At 57.8% G+C, this 18245-nt stretch carries 17 protein-coding genes; 4 read left to right on the top strand and 13 right to left on the bottom strand.

Annotation, left to right across the window (positions count from 1 at the left end; translation table 11 throughout):
* Positions 1-15: 15 nt before the first annotated feature.
* Positions 16-312 carry an Asp-tRNA(Asn)/Glu-tRNA(Gln) amidotransferase subunit GatC gene (gene gatC / locus RDK48_RS08050; RefSeq protein ID WP_298995414.1) on the top strand — a complete coding sequence of 99 codons (297 nt, stop codon included), beginning with the start codon at positions 16-18 and terminating at the stop codon, positions 310-312.
* A gap of 131 nt (positions 313-443) precedes the next feature.
* Positions 444-1904 carry an Asp-tRNA(Asn)/Glu-tRNA(Gln) amidotransferase subunit GatA gene (gatA, locus tag RDK48_RS08045; RefSeq protein WP_298995411.1) on the top strand — a complete coding sequence of 487 codons (1461 nt, stop codon included), beginning with the start codon at positions 444-446 and terminating at the stop codon, positions 1902-1904.
* Between the two features lie 1205 nt (positions 1905-3109).
* Here gatA and RDK48_RS08040 read toward each other — a convergent pair.
* The 4 genes from RDK48_RS08040 to RDK48_RS08025 form a co-directional block, all read right to left on the bottom strand.
* Positions 3110-3892 carry a 4Fe-4S binding protein gene (locus RDK48_RS08040; RefSeq protein WP_298994929.1) on the bottom strand — a complete coding sequence of 261 codons (783 nt, stop codon included), beginning with the start codon at positions 3890-3892 and terminating at the stop codon, positions 3110-3112.
* The gene (locus RDK48_RS08035; protein WP_298994932.1) at positions 3882-4736 is read right to left on the bottom strand and encodes a substrate-binding domain-containing protein; all 855 of its coding nucleotides are present in this window, start codon (positions 4734-4736) and stop codon (positions 3882-3884) included. The genes RDK48_RS08040 and RDK48_RS08035 overlap by 11 nt, the downstream gene beginning before the upstream one ends.
* A gap of 485 nt (positions 4737-5221) precedes the next feature.
* Entirely contained in the window at positions 5222-6121 is a 900-nt protein-coding gene (locus RDK48_RS08030) for a M23 family metallopeptidase (protein WP_298994935.1), read from the bottom strand.
* 35 nt (positions 6122-6156) lie between these two features.
* Positions 6157-6960: a tRNA 2-thiocytidine biosynthesis TtcA family protein gene (locus tag RDK48_RS08025; protein ID WP_298994938.1), complete on the bottom strand. Its 804-nt coding sequence runs from the start codon at positions 6958-6960 to the stop codon at positions 6157-6159.
* Positions 6961-7219: 259 nt separating this feature from the next.
* Here RDK48_RS08025 and rpoZ point away from each other — a divergent pair, with 259 nt between their 5' ends.
* On the top strand, positions 7220-7456 hold the full coding sequence (gene rpoZ, locus RDK48_RS08020; RefSeq protein WP_022657721.1) for a DNA-directed RNA polymerase subunit omega: 237 nt from the start codon (positions 7220-7222) through the stop codon (positions 7454-7456).
* A 106-nt stretch (positions 7457-7562) separates the two neighbouring features.
* A complete protein-coding gene (gene dnaJ / locus RDK48_RS08015; RefSeq protein WP_298994942.1) occupies positions 7563-8669 on the top strand; it encodes a molecular chaperone DnaJ in 1107 nt (368 codons plus the stop codon).
* A 78-nt stretch (positions 8670-8747) separates the two neighbouring features.
* Here dnaJ and RDK48_RS08010 read toward each other — a convergent pair whose 3' ends face one another.
* The 9 genes from RDK48_RS08010 to flgM all read right to left on the bottom strand — a co-directional run bounded on the left by RDK48_RS08010 (position 8748) and on the right by flgM (position 18215).
* Complete coding sequence (locus RDK48_RS08010; protein WP_298994945.1) at positions 8748-9077, bottom strand: YnfA family protein; 330 nt, start codon at positions 9075-9077, stop codon at positions 8748-8750.
* Between the two features lie 758 nt (positions 9078-9835).
* On the bottom strand, positions 9836-10372 hold the full coding sequence (gene fliW, locus RDK48_RS08005) for a flagellar assembly protein FliW (protein ID WP_298994948.1): 537 nt from the start codon (positions 10370-10372) through the stop codon (positions 9836-9838).
* On the bottom strand, positions 10351-10587 hold the full coding sequence (csrA, locus tag RDK48_RS08000) for a carbon storage regulator CsrA (protein WP_240823687.1): 237 nt from the start codon (positions 10585-10587) through the stop codon (positions 10351-10353). The genes fliW and csrA overlap by 22 nt, the downstream gene beginning before the upstream one ends.
* Positions 10588-10682: 95 nt before the next feature.
* Positions 10683-12212 (bottom strand): flagellar hook-associated protein FlgL, encoded by a 1530-nt coding sequence (gene flgL / locus RDK48_RS07995; protein ID WP_298994958.1) that lies wholly within the window; start codon positions 12210-12212, stop codon positions 10683-10685.
* 9 nt (positions 12213-12221) lie between these two features.
* Complete coding sequence (gene flgK, locus RDK48_RS07990; RefSeq protein WP_298994961.1) at positions 12222-14336, bottom strand: flagellar hook-associated protein FlgK; 2115 nt, start codon at positions 14334-14336, stop codon at positions 12222-12224.
* 2 nt (positions 14337-14338) lie between these two features.
* A complete protein-coding gene (locus tag RDK48_RS07985) occupies positions 14339-14806 on the bottom strand; it encodes a flagellar protein FlgN (protein WP_291443136.1) in 468 nt (155 codons plus the stop codon).
* Positions 14807-15040: 234 nt separating this feature from the next.
* Positions 15041-16573, bottom strand: a complete 1533-nt coding sequence (locus RDK48_RS07980) for a rod-binding protein (RefSeq protein ID WP_298994966.1) — start codon at positions 16571-16573, stop codon at positions 15041-15043.
* Positions 16574-17686 (bottom strand): flagellar basal body P-ring protein FlgI, encoded by a 1113-nt coding sequence (locus RDK48_RS07975; protein ID WP_298994969.1) that lies wholly within the window; start codon positions 17684-17686, stop codon positions 16574-16576.
* 214 nt (positions 17687-17900) lie between these two features.
* On the bottom strand, positions 17901-18215 hold the full coding sequence (gene flgM, locus RDK48_RS07970; protein WP_298994971.1) for a flagellar biosynthesis anti-sigma factor FlgM: 315 nt from the start codon (positions 18213-18215) through the stop codon (positions 17901-17903).
* Positions 18216-18245 lie beyond the last annotated feature (30 nt).

The raw sequence follows: 18245 nt of genomic DNA, 5'->3' as shown, positions 1-18245 counted from the left end.
TTTAAAGGACGACACATGGCAGACAACAAAACCATCAGTCTGGAAGAAGTGGCCCACATGGCTACGCTTTCCCGGTTGAGCGTCAGCGAAGAAGAACAGACCCTGTTTGCCCGCCAGATGGGCGATATTCTGGCCTATATGGACGTGCTTGCGCGCGTGGACACCAAGGATGTGGAACCGCTGTACAGCCCGGCCCAGCATCCCGGCCCCCTGCGGGACGATGTGTCGGCCCGGCGGCGTGAACGCAGTGAAGTGCTCGCCAATGCCCCCGAGGCCGATGGTGAATATTTCATCGTGCCCCGCATCGTCTAGCGCAGTTTCAGGGCAATATTGCTCTGCCCCGGCCCAGTGCAGCAGCCCGGTGGATCACCAACGCCGGAGCATCTCGCACAAAAACGCACAGCATTGCGCAAACCGCAGTGCAGAACATATTTGAGAACGCCATGACCGAAATTTGTTCCCTCTCGCTCACACAAGCCGCTCAGGCTCTGCAAAAAAAGGAACTGAGCGCAGTTGACGCCGTTACGGCCTGCCTTGCGCGCATGGACGCCACCGAGCCGCGCATAGCGGCCATGCTGACCGTGGACAAGGAAGGGGCGCTTGCCGCTGCTGCCGCCATGGACAAGGAAGGCCCCAATCCTGCCAAGTCCCTGTGGGGTGTGCCGGTAACAGTCAAGGACGCCCTCTCCACCAAGGGCTTGCGCACCACTGCCGGTTCGCGCATTCTCGAAAATTACACCCCCTTTTATGACGCCTTTGCCGTGCAGCAACTGCGCGAGGCCGGGGCCGTCATTCTGGGTAAGAACAACATGGACGAGTTCGCCATGGGTTCCACCACGGAAAACTCCTCCTACCAGACCACCCGCAACCCGCGTGACGTCAATCGCGTTCCCGGCGGCTCCAGCGGTGGCTCCGCAGCCTCAGTCACTGCCGGGCAATGCTTTGCTTCGCTGGGTACTGATACCGGTGGCTCCATCCGTCAGCCTGCCTCATTGTGCGGTTGCGTGGGCCTCAAGCCCACCTACGGCCGCGTGTCGCGCTACGGCGTTATTGCCTATGGCTCCTCACTGGATCAGGTTGGCCCGCTGACCCGCAGCGTGGAAGACTGCGCCCGCGTGCTGGCCGTTATTGCCGGGCATGACCAGCGTGACGGCACCTGCGCTCCGCGCCCGGTGGACGACTATGTGGCCGCACTGAACAGTAAGCCCCTCAAGGGCGCGCGGCTGGGCATACCCAAGGAATTTTTTGGCGAAGGGCTGGCCCCTGAAGTGCGCGCCGTATGCCAGAACGCCATGAGCATTGCTCAGGCCCAGGGCGCCGAACTGGTGGAAGTGAGCCTGCCGCACACCGATGCGGCCATCGCCACCTACTATATCATCGCCATGGCCGAGGCCAGTTCCAACCTCGCCCGCTTTGACGGTGTTCGTTACGGCCGCCGCGCTACGGATATCAAAAATCTTGAAGAGCTGTACGTGCATTCGCGCACCGAGGGCTTCGGGCAGGAAGTCAAGCGCCGCATCATGCTGGGAGCCTATGTGCTTTCCTCCGGCTATTACGATGCGTACTACCGCAAGGCCGCGCAGGTGCGCCGCCTCATCCGCGATGAATACCTTGCCGCCCTTGATAAATGCGATGCTCTGTGGGCTCCGGTCTCGCCCGTTCCTGCATGGAATGTGGGCAGCCTGACCGCCGATCCGCTTCAGATGTACCTCATGGACGCCTACACGCTTTCGCTCAATCTGGCGGGTTTGCCCGGGCTTTCCATGCCTGTGGGTGTTGGCGCCGAGAGCGGGCTGCCCGTGGGTATGCAGCTTTTTGGCAAAGCCTTTGCCGAGGGCGAGTTGCTTTCTCTTGGGCATGCCTTGGAGCAGGTTGTGCCGGGGGTTGGAGCGGCGAAGTTGTAAATTGTTTTTGACGTATGGAATATGCTGGGAGCAGGCCTAAGGGTTTGCTCCCTTTTTGCTGGCGGCATTGCGCCCTGTGGGCACAGCGCTTCGCCGCCCGCCGAGGTTTGGGACGCCTGCGCGACGTGCGATTTCGCCTAGGCTGGACGATGCTGATCTTTTTTGCTGCCCTTCGGGCACGGGATTCCGTCCTCCGGCGGAGTTTGGGACGCCTCCCCGGCGTGGGCAGAGGGGACCTGTTAGGGGCTGCGCCCCTCCTAGGCCCCCTCTGCACTCCCCCCGGAACACCCCCTAAGAAGGGCTTTCAGCATTCTTCATGCGGCGAGGGCAACGCGGCATCTGCTGCGGGAGCTTCCATCACTCGCTGCGCTCGCTCAGGTGATCTCCCTCCGCGCCGCGTTAATGCCAGAGTCCGCTTTCACTTTGAATGTGAATCCGTTTCAGCCAACTACCACAGGTATAGCTGCTCGTTTCGGAAATAGCTTCGTACTCTTTTCCCGTAGTTTCTGGAGTTTCAGTCGCCACAAATACAGGACTAATCACGATATCAAAAAAATTTAGCATATCGGTAAATTGCATACAGTAATGCCAGTTACCATTCATCTATAACCAGACGAAAAATCTACGACTCAAAAGAATCCAGCCCGTCATCAGAAGCTGGTTGTGGAGTTGCCTTCCTTAAACTCGCCGGAGCGGACGCGGAGGCGATGGCTGGTGTTGAGTGAATTTGCAAAATACGCATTTTTCTGGACTGACAAGGAAAAATCCTGTTTTTGAGCGCAGCGTACTCATGTACGTGAGCATCAAAATCCCGGCGCTGACGCATTCAGGGTGCAAAAGTCGGGTTTGCGTAAATGCGCTCGACAGGCTCACCCTCCCCGCCACCCTCTCCCCTGCTTTTGCCTTTTTCTCCCTGCCTTTTTGCCTTTTCTGCCTTTCCCCCACCCGACATCAGAAGCAGGTCGTGGAGTCGCCTTCCTTAAACTCGCCGGAGCGAAGCGAGGGCGATGGCTGGTGTTGAGTGAATTTGCAAAATACGCATTTTTCTGGACTGACAAGGAAAAATCCTGCTTTTGAGCGCAGCGTACTCAAGTACGTGAGCATCAAAAACAGGATTTTAACGCCGTCAGGCCAAAAAAGTCGGGTTTGCGTAAATACGCTCGACAGGCTCTACCCCGCCGCAAAACTATCCCTGCCTTTCTGCTTTACTTCCCCTTGCGACCATACCGCTTCACCCCAAACTGGATGCAATCCGTGGGGCAACTGTCCGCACAATCACCGCAATTGGTGCAATTCTCCTCGCCCGGCCTCGTCCTCATAACGCAAACCCGCCTGCACTTGTCGCAATCGTTGCACTGCTCAGTTCTGTAAAAACGGAACGGCGCAAACTTGCGCGCCACTTCCAGCGCCGCGCCAAAAGGACAGACAAACCGGCACCAGCACATCAGCACAACCAGCCCCAACGCCAGCCCGCCCAAGGTGATAAGCAGACGCAAATCCAACATGGGGAAAGCATGCTTCCACGTAAGCCAGGCCGAGGGCCAAAATTCCCCCACACGAATAGGCACGTCCACGCGCGGTTGCCCCAGAACAAACCAGGCTGTCAGCCCCGCCGCCAGCATTAGATACCGGGCCCAGCGAAAATTAGCCACGCCCACGGGATTAGGGCCAAAACGAAAAGGATTGAGCGCCAAAACCCGGTTCGCCAGCTGCCCAGGACACAGCCAGCCGCAAAAAGCCTTGCCAAACACGGCCGCCACAGCCAGCCACACGCCCCAGAATCCCCAGAACATCCGCGCGGCCTGACCGGGACAGGTAATGACCGGGCAGTTCTGGCAGCTCACAAAGGGCACAACAAAGGGGCAGCGGAACACGCCAAACAAGGCCCATTCGCCCAAAAACAGCGTGGAGGCGAACAGCACTGCGCGATTACACCACTGGAGCGCCCTCAGCCTCAGGCTGGGACGGGCGACAATTTCATGCAACATCCTTTACCCCCAGCTTTTCCACAAGTTCCATGCCCTTGGGCGAAATGGCGGGGATAAAACCCGCCGCTTCAAAAAAGGCCTGCCCTTGCGCACTGGTAATCCAGTCCATATAGGCTGCGGCCTTTGCCGGATCAGTCGCGTTGGCCATCATACCCACGGTAAAAGTCAGCGGTCCGGCGGGGAAAAACCGTTCGGGAATTTCCACCAAGTCCAGCCGATCAGCAAACCGCGTCATGCGGGTGATGCGCCGCTCCACAATCATGGCGTCAGCCTTACCCTCGGCAACGCTTTCCACAGAACGCTGCACGCAACTGCCCTGCTCGGGCACGTTGGCAAGTACCTTGGGCGTGATGTCCGCAGCCTTGAGGATGCCCATAACCGCCTGTCCACCAGGAGCGGAAGCATCCCGCGCCATGGAAACCCGCACGCCGGGGCGCGTCAGGTCTTCAATATCGTTGATCTTGGCGGGATTGCCCTTGGGAACCGCGATGACGTAGCTGGTAAAACACAAGGGCCTGAAATTGACCATCTTGCCAGCCTTGCGCAGATTCTGGGCCAGAGCCAGGACGCGCCCGGCAAAGACCTCCGTCTGCCCGCCGCCAGTCAGCAGGGATTTGCCCAAGGCCGCGGCAAAGGCACCTGTGTAGACAACCTTGACGCCCGATTGCTGCTGATAGGCCTCATGCGCAGGCATCATGGCTTCGGCAAGGCCGCCGCACGACCATACCTGCAAGGTGCCGCCCTCCGCCGCATTGGCGGTTTGCGGCGTCAGCATGGCAGCGCCCGCTGCCCCCAGCGCCAGGGATTTGAGGAAATTGCGCCGTCCTTTTTCGGTAGTTTCCATATGCCTCTCCACAAAAAATAGTGATCCTGCATAAGCGCAAAGCGCGCATTCAACCCTTAAAAATAAAAAATGGTTCCGCATTCGGGATGCGAAACCTGGATTGTGGAGGGGGAGCGCCTGAGCTTAATTGATCGGGAGAGTGGAATCAGCGGAAAGCCCGACCAGCGGCACGTAGCGAGACAACCTGCCCCACAGAGTCCGCACGTCAGGTCATGCCCGCGCCCATGACTGCAAGCATGTCAGCAGTCAACATCTGCAACCACGAAAATGCCGCGCAAGCATCCGACAGATATTGGCAGAAACCGCCACGCAGGCCAGCATACCGGGGCATGCGGTGCGCGCAGCTAGTAGGCCTGCCAGAAATTTTGTGGTGCTTGCGCATGGTGCCGTATCTTCCCCATTGCTTGCGCCCGCCGCCGCAAACCGTTTATGGATGCGCGCGGCGGGTTCATGATGCAAAAACGAACAATCGGAAATGGTCGGGCCTACTCCAGAATATAGCGCATGGGGTCAACCGGCACTCCGTTAAGGCGCACCTCGTAGTGCAGATGCGGCCCGGTGGTGCGGCCACTCATGCCCACATAGCCCACAATTTCGCCACGCTTGACCCACTGGCCTTCCTGCACTGCGCAACGTTGCATGTGCCCGTATTTGGTGACAATGCCGCTGCCGTGGTTGATTTCAACACTGAAACCATACGCGCCATCGCGCCCCGAGAGGGTCACCATGCCCTGGGCTGGAGCCATGATGGGCGTACCGATGCGGTTGGTGATGTCCAGGCCCTTGTGGAACTGCCCCCGCCCGCCAAATGGTGCCGAGCGCCAGCCAAAACTGGAAGAAACAAAACCCACCACAGGCCAGATGGTCGGCATGGAAGAAAGGGCATCGCGGTTTTCGCGCAGTGCCAGCAGCAAGTCCTGCTGGCGCACTTCTTCAAGCCGCACGGATTCAGAGAGTCGGGTAAGGAACTCAAGCATCTTGCGGGCGGCAAGTTCCTGCCGATGCAAGGGCAGATAGGTACGCGAAAAATCCCCCGGTCTGTCGCCGATGGAACCGGCCTCCGTGGGATCTTTCTCCATATTCATCATGATGCGCAGCTTGGAGTCGAAGCTCTGCACCCGCTCCAGATCATGCCCCACAACAGAAATGCGCTCAACCAGATTCACAAGCTGGCGGCGCTGTTCTTCAATGGTTTTGTCTGCATTGCGCAGGTCGTCGCCCAGATGCCGGGTTTCAAGCCAACTGCGCAGCAGCCAGACATTGCAGGCCACAAGGGCCAGCACCAGCACACAGGCAATAAAGCCAAACCAGCCGCGCATGCGCAGGTTGCGGCTGCCGCTACGACCTTCAGTGAAGATGACTATGTGATATTTGCCGAACAGCATTGGGCTAACACTCTAGAGCCGGGATACGGCCTGTGTCAATCCGCAACGCCGTCACGCGCATCGGCGTCCGGCTGGGACGGCTCATCGCTCAAGCCCGCAGCCGCGCTGTTTTTTTCAAGCTGCCAGCGAGTCAAACCATTAAAAATGCACCGGCGCGAATCTTTGGATACCCCATACAGGTGTTGCAGGGTTTCCCCCATGGAACTGCGGGCGGTATTGCCCGCCGAGGGGCAGGCATTGGCCCATATGGGCAGTTCCCACTGCTTGGCGGCCTTGAGGATAAACTTTTTTTCCACCAGCAGCAGTGGGCGTATCAGTTGCAGGCCGCCGCCAAAAAACGATTCATTCATGCTCATGCCGTCCACGCGCCCATTGCGGCTCAGATTCATGAAAAACGTCTGCACCAGATCGTCCGCATTGTGCCCAAGCGCGAGGTGGGTCACGCCATACTGGGCGCACAACTCAAAAAGGCGCTTGCGCCGCAGCCAGGAGCAGCGGAAACAGGCCGACCTGCGTAGGTTTTTTTCTGAATGCGCGTCCGGCCCATAGGTTGTCATTTCTATGTGACCAGGTATGCCCCGCTTGGCCAGCCAGGGCAAAAGAGTCGCGTGGCTCTGCTCGTCAAAGCCGGGGTTGAGGTGGATCGCCATGATTTCAAAGTGAAAAGGTACGATTCCTTGGCGAATTTTAAGGCTTTGCAGCAGCACAAAACTGTCCACACCGCCTGAAACGGCAACGGCCACACGGCATCCAGGCCAGAGCATGCCGGTCTTTTGCATGGCCTTGCCCGCGCTTTTAACACAGGTTTCCTGCGCGAATGATCTTTTTTCTCTGCTCATAATTTTTTCCGTAAACTTGTTTCCGGCAAACCCGTCAACTTTCAGGATGCTTGTTGTTCCGCACTGGCTGCCGCTTCAGCAGCCCTATTGACAGCACAGCGGACGACATATATCAATTCTTATTTCAGCAGGGGAATCCTGCACCAAGGCGTTTGCACACGCCCGGCCTTTACAAATGGTCGGGCGGTATTATTTATCAACCGGGTTGCCCGTGGCGGCCCGGAATGCGGCGTTTCAGCCGCGCACTTACGGAGGCAGCATGGCCCGCATTACCGTGGAAGATTGTCAGCAGCGCGTAGACAACCGTTTTCTGTTGGTGCAGATGGCTATCAAGCGTGTGCACCAGTACCGCGAAGGCTATGAACCGCTGGTAGAATCCCGCAACAAAGAGGCCGTAACCGCCCTGCGCGAAATTGCCGCCGGAAAGGTTCTGCCTGATGACGACAGTCTTTACAACCCCCTGCCCGGCCATAACGCGGCCGCCGCAGAGGAATAGCCTTTTGGGGACACATTGTCCGCGCGGCGGCTTCCCCAGGGGAGCCGCCGCGTTTATGTACAACCTTTAGCACAGGCGCACAAGCCGCACAGTGACCGGAACTACGATGGAGCTCGATTACTACGAAGTGCTGGGCGTAAGCCGCAGCGCCGAAGATGACGAAATAAAACGGGCCTACCGTAAGCTGGCCTTGAAGTATCACCCTGACCACAACCCCGACAATGCCGAGGCCGAACAAAAGTTCAAGGAAGCCGCCGAAGCGTATGACGTGCTGCGCGACCCTGAAAAGCGCGCGCGCTATGATCGTTTTGGGCGCGCTGGCGTTCAGGGCGGCACGGGTGGTTTTGGCAGCAACGATGATATTTTTGCGCATTTCAGCGATATCTTCGGCGATCTTTTTGGCTTTTCTACCGCAACGCGCGGCCCCAGGCCCATGGCCGGAGCTGACCTGCGCTACAACCTGACCATCACCTTTGCACAGGCCGCCAAGGGCGACGAGATCAGCATCTCCCTGCCCAAGCACGTTACCTGCTCCGAATGCAACGGCAGCGGCGCGGCCCCCGGCAGCAAGGCGGAAACATGCCGCCAGTGCGGCGGCAGCGGCCAGGTGCGCCGGTCGCAAGGATTTTTCCAGATATCCATGCCCTGTCCCTCCTGTCAGGGTTCGGGCCGAGTCATCACCAAGCCCTGCCCCAAGTGCAAGGGCGAAGGCATCACCACAGACACCCGCGAACTTGTGGTGCGCGTGCCTGCCGGTGTGGACAGCGGCACCCGCCTGCGTGTTCGCGGCGAGGGTGAGCCCGGTGTCCACGGCGGCCCGGCTGGCGATCTCTATGTTGTGCTCACCGTTGAGCAGGACAAACGCTGGCAGCGTCAGGGACAAGACCTTATTTACGCCCTCGAGATCAGCTTTGTGCAGGCGGCTCTGGGCCATCGGGCAGAAGTTCCCGGCCTTGACGGCAATCTGCCGCTGGAAATCCCCAAGGGTATTCAGAGCGGCACCCTGCTGCGCGTTTCCGGAGAGGGGATGCCCTACCCCGGACGTCGTTCGCGCGGCGATCTGCTGGTGGAGGTGAAAGTGCTTACCCCCACCCGCCTTTCTGCCAAGCAGGAAGAACTGCTGCGCGAATTTGAGGCAGCGGCGGAAAAAAGCCCCCTGGAAAAGGTCAAAAAGGCCGCAAAAAAAATCAGCAAGGCCATGGGCATCGACTAAACATTCCACTCAGTATTGAGCGTAAAAAAGCCGGGTTTGCACCCGGCTTTTTGCATTTGTGGCCGAGGATTCGAGCCTTCAAGCGGCGGTTCTCCAGCCGGAAACAATAATGCCCATGCCCAGCAGAGCCACCGCACCGCCCAAGATATCTGTGCTGGCCAGCGGTACACCGTCAACCAGGCGCAGCCACAAGAGGGCTGTAACCACATATACGCAGCCATAGGCGGCATAGACCCTGCCACTGGCTGCGGGGTGCAGGGTCAGCAACCAGGCAAACACCGCAAGACTCAGGCAGGCGGGCACCAACAGCCAGGCAGAGCCGCCTTTGCGCAGCCACAGCCAGGGCAGGTAGCACCCTGTTATCTCTGCCAGGGCCGTGGCCACAAAAAGCGCGAACGTCTTGATCATCAATGTACTATCCCTGTAGTGGGCCGCAGTGGATTGCGCCGCAGTGTGATTTTGTGTGTCACGTTCAATCTGCCAGCAACCGGACATCTACCGTATACTTGGCAAGTATCTTCTGCGGTGCAAAATAGCAAATATCCGCACTCCATATCTGCGACTGATATATGTGCAACAGCACAGAAACAAAGCTGAGCAATACGCTCATGCAAGCGTGCGGCAAACTTTTTTGGTGTGGACAACCTTTTGCTTTGGCGGGAAAAACATTTTGGCCCGGCGGCATCTGTGGTATGCCGCCGGGCCAACATTGTCCTGTTTACCGCTCCGCCAGGCGAGGAGAGAGCGGCACGGACGCAGAGGCAGGCAAAACTGTTCCGTTAAGGGGTACGGATTCGCAGAAGGGGTCTGCGGATTTTGCCGAGGGTTGCCATCTGTAATTTTTACAGGCTGTTATGAGGCCGATCAATTAACGTTTCCAAAGCTAACTGGGTCTTTCCTAGACTGTTTGTGCGCTCAATCTAGCACCTTATCAAACAGCATGCAAGTTATTAATTTCACCACCGCTGTTTTTTCCACTAACAATTTCATCATGACAAAGCAACACTAAACTCATTAAATACATATTGTTACAAAATTATTTTCCTATGACAGCAGGCAAAGCCTGTGAACAATGCACAAGTACGCCCCCCCAGCCGAAGTTGCCATACAAAAAAACCCGGCTGTTTCACAACAGCCGGGTCAACGTGGCATAAAAAAGTGACGCGTTATTCCGTGGGTGTGGCCTTGGCGCAGCAACATTCCTGAGGGTTGGCACCATCAGCAAGAGTGGTTTCCGCATCCTGTTTTTCTTCAACAGGTTTGAGCGAGTGCAGGTTCACCTGCTGCAATCCTTCGCCGCACTGCGGCACCTGCAAACCCACGCGGGCCTCATAGTTGATGACAATGGGGCCGGTGAGATTAAGCGCAGCCTGCTCGGGCGCGCCCGCAGGAATGGAAACCGTCACCAGCACGGCTGCCTGCTCAAGGCTCTCGATATGGAGCAACTGCCTTTCGGCATCTCCCACCTGGGGTGCGTAGGATTTGTCAAAAAAACTGTATGGATCGGCAACCAACAGGCCCACTACCGGGGTATTCACGCTCTGCAAAATAAGCAAGGGCGCTTCAGGTCGGATCTGAAGCAGGATAAAATCCCGCTCGTTTTCAAACCCGGCCAGCCCACGGGGAAAGTGCACAACCTTATCCGTATCGATACAACGGCGTCCAAGACGGGTGTCGATTTCTATTTCTTTGTTTCGTGCCATAGTTCAGCAGCCACCATGAGGTCGTTATTACTGGTTTCAAGGGCGCGCCGGTTTTCCTCAACAACCCGCTTGTAAACTTCTTCGCGGTATACCGTGGTGTCATCGGGTACTTCCAGGCCCAGTTTGACCTGTTTACCCTGCATGCCCAGGATAGTTATGCGTATATTTTCGCCCAGATATAGGCTTTCTCCTGGGCGTCGCGTCAATATGAGCATAGGTGCTTCCGTTAATTATATCGTTGCATGAACCGCTCCCGGGCAGCGTTTATGTCTGCCCGGCATCAGGCGGCAAAATCCGCCGCTACTCGGCATCAGAGATAACTGGCCAGGCTCATCTGCATTATCTTTGAAGAAGACTGAAGCACTGTCTGATACGTCAACTGTTGCCGGGTCAGCTTTGTCAGCAACTCGGTCAGGTCTACGTCTTCAGTATAGCTCAATCGTTCCTGCTGGTCTAGCTTTTGAAAGCTGAGCACATCGCTGGCAGTTGACACCCGATTTTCAAGCCCGCCAATGCGGGCTGTCTGGGTGAGCACATTCTGCTGCACAGTGGCAATTTTTGCGAGCGTCTGCTGGCAGCCTTCCTGATTGTTATTTTCGCAATAGCTGACGAATTCGCCCACCATGTCAAACAGGTTTGTCGAACCCGGCAGGGCTGGCTTGCCTTCGTAGTATCCGCCAAAGATATCCTTGCCCACGTTGTTTACCGAAATATACGAACCTTTCATGATTTCAAGATTCAGATCGGCGCGGTCAGGGTGCACAAGAATCTGCGTGCCAGCGTTTACGGTGTTGCCAGCTACCGTTGTGGCATCCATATCCACATACCCGCTTGGCACGAGCAGCCGAAGCTTGTTTGAACCATCAGTGGTGGCAGTTGCCGCTACCCAGGTTGATCCGCTGTCAGTGCTGTACGAATAGTTGACCGTACTGCCCGTCAAGGAAAGGTTGGCGTTGTTGTCCATACGCAACAGCACGTTGCCGCCAAAAGATCCGGCGGCGGATGTCGTCAGATTGGCGGGCCCGCCCATAACAGTCATCGTCGGCGGCGGATCATTGTCGTCACCCTGATAGACGGCCGTGGGACGGATGTAGACCAGCGTACCGTTCTTTGATCCTGCCCCGGCGCTTGTATCGGCTGCGGTAACTGCCATATCGTTCTTCATGGTGACGGTTACACCGTTGGCAGTCAGGGTTCTGCCAGCCGTAGTGCCCGTGCTCCAGGTGGTGCCGCCATCGTTGGACCAGCGGAAAGTCTGCGCCCCGCCATCAAGCGTCCCGGTGCTGGTAAACTGGACCATCATGGATTTGCTGGACGCACCCTGGATCGTATAGTCCCCGGCCTGAATGGCCGTATCCCAGTTGGTGTCGGCACTGGTCAGGGCCAACCCTTCCTCAAAGGCGTTGCCGTCATAACGCTGACCGGCAAAAATGCTGTTGCCCTCGTACTGGGTGTTGGAAAGATTGAGCATCTGGCCAAATATCTGACGGGCCTGATCCGCGATCTGTTTGCGGTTCTCTGCCGAATAGGTACCAGTAGAGGCTTGCTCAGCCAGAGCTTTAAGGCTTGTCAGCGAGTTGCTCAGCTGTGTGCCAAGCACGTTGTCGGCAAGCGACAGCCAGCCCTTGGCCGTATCCACATTGCTCTGGTACTGGGTGGTGGCGCTGATGTCATTGCGGGTCACCAGGACGCGGTATGTGCCAGCAGGATCATCCGATGGCCTGTTGATCTTTTTTTGCGAAGAACCTTGCTCGTTGCTTTCCATGTAGGCGGCCAGACTTTTCTGCATCTGGCTCGTCATTTTGTCGTACATGGTATTTTGCGTAACGCGTATAGCCATGTCGGGCTCCTATTGCTTAAGCCCAAGAAGGGTTTGCAGCATCTGGTCGGCGGTGGTTATCAATTTTGCCGCTGCCGTGTAGGAGTGCTGGTATTTGATCAGGTTGGCCATTTCTTCGTCAAGGTTGACGCCAGAAGCAGAACTAACCTGCTCGGAAAGGTCGCTGGTGAGGGCCTTGTGGTATTCCGAATTTGTTTTGGCAAGGCGGGTATCAGCGCCCACGGTCGTAACCAGGCTGGCATAGTACTGGCCGATGGTCTGGTTGGTGGTGGTCTTCCACGCGGTTGAAATACTCACGTTGGTGCTGGCCAGTTTGCCAATGGCCGTGGCCGTGGCGTTGTCACCCTTATTTATCTGCTGCTGGCCGTTGACCTGCCCGGCGGCAATGTAGTTCTCATTGTCGTGCAACTGTTTGCTTGTGGCTATGTTGCTGGCAGTGGTGCCGGTAAAAAACGTATTCACTCCAAGGGCTGCCATCATGCCTGTGCTGTCGGTGCCCAGCGCGAATTGCAGGTTGCTGCCAGCCGCAGTGTTGAGCACAAGCTTGCCATCCTGAATGCTGGCCGTAAGCTTGCCGGGGAACGAAGAATTGATGGCGGAAACAACATCATTCAGCGAGTGCTTGCTGGGATCAAAGTTCGGCGTTCCGGGTGTAATGGCGCTGAAGTCAAGCTGACCCGACGAAACATAGTCGCCCGAAGTTTTGTTGTAAAAATAAAAATTGACGTTGCCGGCCTGGAGCCTGCTGGACTCCGGCAGCACGGCCTGAGCCGATCCCAGAGGTACCGTTGTGTTGGAAACGCCCTGTTGCCCCTGTACAAAATCGAACTGAGAGGTGCCAGCACCCTGGCTGTGGATGCGGTTCACTTCCCAGATAAGCGACTTGGCGGTGGCGTCCAGTTCATCCATATACCGACCGCAATTGTCGTCTCGAATATTGAAGTAGGTGGTCAGCTTGCCGCCTGACACACGACCGGCGGTGTCCGTTCCGTCAAAGCCCACCTGGGGCGTCACGTTTTGCGGGCCGCGTGAGGGCTCAATCCAGTAAAGCCCGGTCTTGGGCACGATGTCGAACTTGTCGCCAACGGTAAAATTGCTGGTGGAATCGAAGGATATCTTCAGATTCTTCACCTGAACGGGATCGGTGGATGTGCCCGTGGCGCTTATTTCAAAGTGCTGTTCATTGCCGTCCTCATCACGCAGCCAGGTTTTGCCGCCGTCCAGCGAAACGCGGAACGTGGGGTTGCCTGCAGTGCCCGCAGGGCCGGCATTGCCTCCGGAAACAATATCCACCGTATATTCATGGCTGTCGGAACCGTCATACTTGATACTGCCAGTATACGTCGAACCGTTGGAAAGTCGGCTTTCCGCGCGCGGTTCACGAATCTCCAAATCATTGGTGTTGACACCCTGCACCAGGGGCTGCCCGGTGGTGAGCGACACCGTAAAGTTACCGCCCCCAGAGTCTACGGTCTTCACATCGACATAGGTTGCCATTTCGCGCACCAGCTGGTCGCGCTGGTCAAGCAGATCATTGGGATTGCTTACGCCATCGACGGTCGTGGCATTGATCTGCTTGTTAAGGGAAGCAATGCTCTTGGAAAGCTCATTGACGCGGCTGACCCCCTGATTGATGGAAACATCCATCTGGCTTTGCAGCGCCTTGACCGATGTGGCTGTATTGCCGAGCATGTCGCAAAGGTTGTCGGCATATGAGAGCAGATCTTCACGCGAGGCGGTATCGCCAGGGCGCTGCGCAAGCTTCTGCCATGCCGTAAAAAATGCGTTCATGGAAGAGCTTATGCCAGCCCGGTTGGATTCGTTGAAAAGACTTTCCAACGTCCCCATGATGTTTTCCTGCTCGTTCCAACGGGCAGAATTGGTGGACTGTCGCACGTAGGAGCTTTCAAGAAACGAGTTGAAATACCGCAATACCTGCTGTGCATTAACTCCCAACCCTTCGCCGCCAGGCTTGGAGACAAGAGTGCCCGCATCGCGCTGATCCACATAGCGTCGGGTGTAGCCTTCGGTATCGGCATTGGCGATATTGCTGCCAGTGACCGAAATCCAGGCTTGCGCGGCATTGAGGGCAGTCCTGCCCACATTCATAAGACCGCTGAGCATGACTACAGCCTCCCGGAGATCAACGCGGCCTGCGTCTGCCGTTGGGCGCTCATGCCCCCACGGCGACCATAGGTTTCCGCCTTGGGCGGCATGGCCTGACTTGTGAGCGCCTGAAGCGCGCGGCTACTCTGATCAAGCAGAGCCAGAGAAAGGTTGGTGTTGCGCGAGGCCTGGCGAGCAACAGACTGCTCGCTCGTGTCAATCCGTTGCAGGATTTCCCTCAGGGCAGCGCCCATGTCGTCCGGCAGCGCAGCGGCATATTCCATGGCCCGCATGCCGCCCAGACCTCTTATGACAGAAGTTTTTTCCACGGCCAGCTGACGGATCAGCTCCTGTATGGAGAACTCAAGAGACACCACGGCATCAGTATCGCGATCAAGAAGGCAAGTATATTCTTCTTCAAGAAGGTCGCGCAGCAGGCAAAGGGCCTTGTCCTGACGCGAAAGCGATTCGTAAATGGCGTTGTGCATGTGAACCTCCCGAGGGCCATTGATTTCAGCCGTAGTCAGGATATTGCCTGACAGAGAAAGGCAGAAACTGCCGCCCCGGCACAATTAAAGCAAAATTCGTGCCTGAAAATCCTTCCGGGCAGGCTTCCAGAGTGGTTAAACGAGAGATTGATCAGGGGGAGCAGCCAAGCGCCGCAGAAGCGTGCGGCATCGTCAGCTCAGCCCTCGCCGGAGCAATCTCGCAACAGATATTAGTTAGGGTTTGCCGTACACGTCTGTAGCTGTCAGCGGCGGTATACCCGAGGCTGCCGCGCTCTTGGCTACTCCGCCCTGGCCGCCCTGGCGCACGAATATCTGCCCGCCTGTCAGTGGCACTGGGCTGGTCACGCCCTGAGTAGATGCGGGCGAAGCCACTGGGGCAACACCGGGGTTCACAGGCTGATTGGGGGCCTGGACGCCGGGGCTTGCGGGCTGACTTGCTGCCAGAACTGCGGGCTGACCCGCCGGGCCCATGGGCAAGGTGCCTACCTGCGCTGCGGGCTGTGCCCCCTGTGCAGGAGCCTGTTGCTGCATGCCTGCGCCCTGCATCTGCTGGGCATGGTAGGCGGCAATGCCGGCACCCGCATTGCTGTTGGGGCCTGCGCCGTCAACATTGAGCGTACGGATCAAGCCCTGCTTGCCGCCTCGCCCTGTGGGCGGAATATTGGTGGTATAGCGTACCTTTTGCGGCTGCGGAGGCTGCATAGGTTGGCCATTGGGTCCCATAGCATTTTGCCCTGGCATCTGCTGCTGACGCATGGGCGGTTGTGTTGCCTGCTGCTGCCCGTTGGAAGCCGCATCCATATTCTGAGCGTCAAATACATTTCCCGTAAGCGGCGGAATACCCATGCCGGCCATATCCATCTGCATGCCGCCCTGATCCCAGTTCTGTCCATCTGCCTGTGTGGCTCTGCTCTGCGGCTGGGCAAGGCCCAGCATCTGCTGCATGGGCGGGCGCACCGCATTGGGCCCCAGCTTGCTGCCCGCTTCAAACTGCGCCTTGCGGGCAAGATTGAGGCCGGAATTCATATTGCCGACAACATTGGTGGTGCGCACAACCCTGTGCCGCTCCGGTTGGGCCGAGGCCTGCATGGCCTGCTCGGCAAGACGCGCTGCTTCTTCAGGATCCTGCCCGCCTGCTGCGGCCTGATCGCCCGTAAGGGTGCGTGCAGCGGCAGAGCCGTTCTGGCCTTGTCCGGCATCCTGCATGGGGGCAACACCACCGTACACGGACGTGGTTGCACCGGGTGCTCCATTTCTGCCCTTTGCCGAGGCCCCATTATTGCCGCTGTTCGCATTGCCTGCATCGGGGACAGGCGCAAGCATGGGGGCGGCCTCGGGCGTAAACGGCCGCTGAATGGCGGAAGCATCCGTTGCCGTGGCGCGGCTTGCGGATGTGAGACTGCGCGAAAGCTGGGCGTACATCATATCGGCCAGACCTATGCCGCCAGCTGATGTCATTTTTTTGGCCAGTTCCTGATCGTACATGCCCTGCCAGAACTGCTCCTCTTTGCCGTGCAGCAAGGTGGACTTGGGCAGGGTTTTGCGCATTTCTTCCCACATTTTCTGGATGAAGATGGACTCGAAGCCCTCGCAAGATTCGCGCAGCTTCTTTTCCTTTTGCGCAGGGTCAATATTTTTCCCGCCCAGATTGCCAATGCCCGCCAGGCGCGACTGAACTTCCTTGCGGGCAATTTCGCCCGCGCCGGCATCAGGAGGAATGAGAGCGGTTGACATGGGCGTGGTCATTTAAATTACCTCCAGATCCGCGTGCAAGGAGCCCGAGGCCTGCATTGTCCGTAAAATGGAGATGAGGTCGCGGGGGGTTGCGCCAATGGCATTGAGGCCGTCCACCAGTTCCTGAAGGGTCGCGCCTTCCACCATCATAAGATGGCGGTTTTCTTCGCGCACGTTGGTTTCCGTCTGCGGAGTCACCACGGTCTGCCCTTGAGAGAAGGGGCCGGGCTGCGAAACCTGTTCGCTTTCCTGCACAGTGATTTGCAGGTTGCCGTGGGCCACAGCAGCGCGGGAGATGCGCACATCACGCCCAAGCACAACCGTGCCTGTCTTTTCGTCCACAACCACCTTGGCTGCGGTGTCGGGGCTGACATCCAGATTTTCCACTGAAGCCATGAGCGGCACGAGGTTGTTGCGGTACTGGGGGGGTACGTCCATGGTCACGCTGGTGGCGTCCACAGCGCGGGCATAGTGCCCGCCCATGGCTCCATTGAGGCGTTCCGCAATCTGCTGCGCTGTAGAGAAATCGCCCACGCGCAGATTGAGCGTGAGTTTGTCCTGCTGGTTGAACTCAAAGGGAATGCCCCGTTCCACAATGCCGCCGCCGGGGATGATACCCACGGTGGCGATATTCTTTGTGGTGCTGGCGGCTTTGCCCGAAGCCGAAAAACCGCCCACGGTCAACGCGCCCTGAGCCAGGGTGTAGATCTTGCCGTCCACACCTTTGAGGGCCGTTTGCAACAGCACCCCGCCCATGAGGGAGGTAGCATCACCCACGGAGGACACTGTCACGTCCAGCCGGGTGCCGGGCTTGGCCGACACGGGCATGCGCGCCGTCACCATGACCGAGGCCACGTTTTTGATTTTAAGTGCGGAGGCGTCCACGCCCACGCCCATTCTGTCCATCATGTTTTTCATGGAACTGAGCGTAAAGACGGAGTCCTTCTTGTCGCCGGTTCCGGCCAGACCAACCACCAGCCCGTAACCGATGAGCTGGTTGTCGCGCACGCCCGAAAACGTTGCTATGTCCTTGATGCGCACGGCATGCGCAGGCAAGGCCCAGCACACAAGCAGGGCGGCGGTGGTTATCCAGAAGGCCGGATGGCGCAGTATTGTCAATTTCATGGCGCAGACTCCTTGCCGGAATACCGGCACACAGGGAATTGCAGAAACCATGCCGAACATGCCGACGTACTGCTGGGCCCCTCCCCCCCTTTGCCCTGCCCTGGGCAACCAGTTTTCCTCCTGCCCCTCCGCCCACCAAAAAAGAGCGGTCAGGGATTCTGCTCCCTGACCGCTCTTTTCGAGTATTTTTTAGTGATTATTTTCGGCTGCTGCCCTACCTGAACAACCCCGGCTCCTCACGCACAAGATTGGCGGCAATAAGCTTGCTGTCAGGCTTGTAGGTGCCGTTGGAGACCTGAATACGCAATGCTTCCACCTTTTCGGCGCGCACATCGGGCGTATTCTGGGCTGTGCGCCGTGCTTCCGTCAGCAGCAGGGCATCCTGCGATACACTGACGGTGTCCCCTTGCGGGCTTTCAGAAGGTGTGGCGCTGGCTCTGCCCTTCAGTCTGGCTTCGCCGCTTTTTTCAAGGTTGGCCGTGTTGCTGTAGGGGTCGAGAAACGTATTGATCTTTCCCTGAATTTCCATAGTCCTCTCCGCTTGCTCAACCTGCTGCCG

This window comes from uncultured Desulfovibrio sp. (assembly GCF_902477725.1).
Lineage (GTDB): Bacteria > Desulfobacterota > Desulfovibrionia > Desulfovibrionales > Desulfovibrionaceae > Desulfovibrio.
The sequence above is the reverse complement of the archived record's forward strand: the minus strand, read 5'-3'. Positions and strand labels throughout refer to the sequence as shown.

Bases quoted from the DNA above. Each gene is read 5' to 3' on its own strand.
- gatC (WP_298995414.1), top strand. From the start codon at position 16: ATGGCAGACAACAAAACCATCAGTCTGGAAGAAGTGGCCCACATGGCT.
- gatA (WP_298995411.1), top strand. From the start codon at position 444: ATGACCGAAATTTGTTCCCTCTCGCTCACACAAGCCGCTCAGGCTCTG.
- RDK48_RS08040 (WP_298994929.1), bottom strand. From the start codon at position 3,892: ATGTTGCATGAAATTGTCGCCCGTCCCAGCCTGAGGCTGAGGGCGCTC.
- RDK48_RS08035 (WP_298994932.1), bottom strand. From the start codon at position 4,736: ATGGAAACTACCGAAAAAGGACGGCGCAATTTCCTCAAATCCCTGGCG.
- RDK48_RS08030 (WP_298994935.1), bottom strand. From the start codon at position 6,121: ATGCTGTTCGGCAAATATCACATAGTCATCTTCACTGAAGGTCGTAGC.
- RDK48_RS08025 (WP_298994938.1), bottom strand. From the start codon at position 6,960: ATGAGCAGAGAAAAAAGATCATTCGCGCAGGAAACCTGTGTTAAAAGC.
- rpoZ (WP_022657721.1), top strand. From the start codon at position 7,220: ATGGCCCGCATTACCGTGGAAGATTGTCAGCAGCGCGTAGACAACCGT.
- dnaJ (WP_298994942.1), top strand. From the start codon at position 7,563: ATGGAGCTCGATTACTACGAAGTGCTGGGCGTAAGCCGCAGCGCCGAA.
- RDK48_RS08010 (WP_298994945.1), bottom strand. From the start codon at position 9,077: ATGATCAAGACGTTCGCGCTTTTTGTGGCCACGGCCCTGGCAGAGATA.
- fliW (WP_298994948.1), bottom strand. From the start codon at position 10,372: ATGGCACGAAACAAAGAAATAGAAATCGACACCCGTCTTGGACGCCGT.
- csrA (WP_240823687.1), bottom strand. From the start codon at position 10,587: ATGCTCATATTGACGCGACGCCCAGGAGAAAGCCTATATCTGGGCGAA.
- flgL (WP_298994958.1), bottom strand. From the start codon at position 12,212: ATGGCTATACGCGTTACGCAAAATACCATGTACGACAAAATGACGAGC.
- flgK (WP_298994961.1), bottom strand. From the start codon at position 14,336: ATGCTCAGCGGTCTTATGAATGTGGGCAGGACTGCCCTCAATGCCGCG.
- RDK48_RS07985 (WP_291443136.1), bottom strand. From the start codon at position 14,806: ATGCACAACGCCATTTACGAATCGCTTTCGCGTCAGGACAAGGCCCTT.
- RDK48_RS07980 (WP_298994966.1), bottom strand. From the start codon at position 16,573: ATGACCACGCCCATGTCAACCGCTCTCATTCCTCCTGATGCCGGCGCG.
- RDK48_RS07975 (WP_298994969.1), bottom strand. From the start codon at position 17,686: ATGAAATTGACAATACTGCGCCATCCGGCCTTCTGGATAACCACCGCC.
- flgM (WP_298994971.1), bottom strand. From the start codon at position 18,215: ATGGAAATTCAGGGAAAGATCAATACGTTTCTCGACCCCTACAGCAAC.